This window comes from Glaciimonas sp. GG7, from assembly GCF_052976905.1.
Genome location: NZ_JBRIIQ010000195.1, coordinates 1 through 2562 on the forward strand (window position 1 = coordinate 1; position 2562 = coordinate 2562).

General features: G+C 51.5%; 2 protein-coding genes and 1 tRNA gene. All 3 read right to left on the bottom strand.

What is annotated here, in order from left to right; all coding sequences use genetic code 11:
* Window positions 1–1069, bottom strand: a 1069-nt coding sequence (locus ACVBEF_RS21005) for a two-partner secretion domain-containing protein (protein WP_447125840.1), incomplete at its 3' end; no start/stop codon positions are given.
* 432 nt (window positions 1070–1501) lie between these two features.
* Window positions 1502–1577 (bottom strand) — tRNA-Gly (locus ACVBEF_RS21010).
* A gap of 278 nt (window positions 1578–1855) precedes the next feature.
* Window positions 1856–2562 (bottom strand): divalent metal cation transporter (locus ACVBEF_RS21015; protein ID WP_447125841.1); only part of this gene is annotated, 707 nt, incomplete at its 5' end.

A 2562-nucleotide genomic window follows, 5' to 3' on the forward strand; every position in this document is an offset into this window, starting at 1 on the left:
CGGTGGTGCCGGTTTTTGCTGCGGTAGTGACTTTAGCCGCATCAGCGACTTTGACGTGGGCGGCCGAAGTTTCAATGACACCACCGTTGCCACCGTTTGCAGCCGACGCATCCAGAGTCCCGCTAACATTCACCGTGCCAGTCGTCATGCCGCCCTGCAACGTAATGGTGCCGCCGTGATTACTGACCGTGCGTGCTTCGATCACACCGGTGTTGTTGACCACGCTGGCGATCAACGCATCTTTCGCGCCGGCCGTCATGATTACCATGCCGCCATCGGCCGCCATCAAGCCACCGTTTTCAACCAGACTGTCGAGCAAACTTTGATCGACTTTCATGCTCACCATACTGTTACCGCTAAACGTCAGTGTCGCCGCGCTGCCTGCGCCCAGTGCAATACTGCCGAGTTGGGCTGTGATCACGCCTTGATTGCTGACGTGCTGACCGAGTAGCGCGACATAACTGGCGGCATTGATCGTGCCGTTGTTGACGACACTGGCTTTGCTGTTACCGCTAAAGGTGCGCTTAGTGCCGCTCGAGCTGGCGTCATTTAAATCCAGGGTGGAAGCGACCAAGCCGCCGACATTGACCTGTGACCCGGCACCAAACAATACCCCGTTCGAGTTGATCAGAAAGACCTGACCGTTGGCGTTGAGATGGCCGAGAATTTGCGTGCCGTTGACGTCGGCGATGCGGTTGACCGCTATTGCGCTTGCGTTCGGCTGGACGAAATTGACCGTCTCTGGCGCGGCGATATTAAAACTTTTCCAGCTCAGCGCCAGATTCTGGCTGGCCTGATTAATCGTGGTGAGCGTGGTGAGCGTGGTAAGCGCGCCCGACTGCGCGATGCTGCCCGTGCCGGTAACGACTTGTCCGCCGACCGGCGCGGCTTGCGCACCCGCTGCCGACAGTGCCGCTGCTGCGAGCGCAGCTGCTTTCATTAATTTGCTTAATTTACGACCAGAGCCTTTGCCGCATCCACGGGTTTTTTCTGCTACCGCTACCCAACCATTGAGTACGTGGCTCCATACCAGACGAAATATGTGGTTCATTGATCCGTGGCGTTTCATAAGGGCAATCCTTTTACTTTTATAAGCTGTCGCAGCTTTGCGATTGGTGATGAGGCGAATGTTAAAGAGGAATTTAATTATGCTCATATTGCATAATACAATTATATTTTTATGAAAATATACAATGCGTTACACGGGTTGCAATATATCAATAACCAGAGTTTAAGTGTAAATTTATTAACAAATATTTGCCCGCAATCAACTAATTAGTTTTGCGAAAAATAATGTCCTGGCGTAAATAAGCTGCCCTGTTGGCACTGCTAAGGCTGGTGTCTTTTAAGGAGTCAACGGAGCATTACCCGCAGGAGAAATGACGTTACGCTGCCTGAAGCAGCTCCCCTCTCTGGCTGGTGGAAGAAGGGTTGGGGAGATGTAGAAGATACAAAAACGCAGACGACAAAAAAGGAAGCCTTTTGGGCTTCCTTTTTGTCTTGGAGCGGGAGAAGAGGCTCGAACTCTCGACCTCAACCTTGGCAAGGTTGCGCTCTACCAACTGAGCTACTCCCGCATTATCTTTGCTAACCGATACAGGAGGAGATTCCCGAAATCCAAACCTATCTGGAGAGTGACCTCGGCGAAAGGTGAATCTACTCATGTATCGGCTGTGGGTTGCTAAAAACTTGCAAAACACATTTACTGCTAACTAGCGAAGGACCGAATTATAGCAGCGTTTAAAAAAAACACAAGCTCTGATTTAAAAAATATGAGGCTGCCGGAACATGCCTCTCATTTTATTTCTAAGTAGAAATTATTTATACCAATATTCAAAGCCTGACGCAGGCCTTGTTACTGCATACCAAACGCCTGAAGAACCAGCCAAATATTTGCCGCCGAAATAATCACAAACAACAACCATGCCAGCACAGTGGTGGTCATTGAGTTAGCGAAAATTCCCATCAAATCGCGGCGACTAGTGAGTTTGATGAGCGGATACATGGCAAACGGCAGTTGCAGACTAAGCACAACCTGGCTCATCACCAGTAAGCGCCCGACTGAATGCTCGCCCAACAACAGCACGCCAATTAAGGCCGGGATCAATGCCAGACTGCGCGTGATCAAGCGGCGTTGCCAGCACGGTATTTTAATTTTCAAGAAGCCATCCATGATGACTTGCCCGGCGATGGTGCCTGTAAAGGTTGAACTTTGACCCGACGCCAGTAACGCCACACCGAATAGAATCCCCGCCACTGCCGTGCCGGCAATCGGATCAAGCAAATGAAAAGCCTGATCGATCTCGACTGCGACATTGCTGCCCTTGCCATGAAACGCAGCGGCCGCCAACACCAGAATGGCCACGTTAATGACCAAGGCCACCATCAGCGAAAAAATGGTATCGAGGCGAGAGAAGCGGATTGCTTGCAAGCGGCTGTGGTCGTTATCGGCCACCGCACGCGTTTGCACAATCGAGGAGTGCAGATAAAGATTGTGCGGCATGATGGTCGCGCCCAGTATGCCGATGGCGATATACAACGGCTCCTGCCCGGACAGCGCCT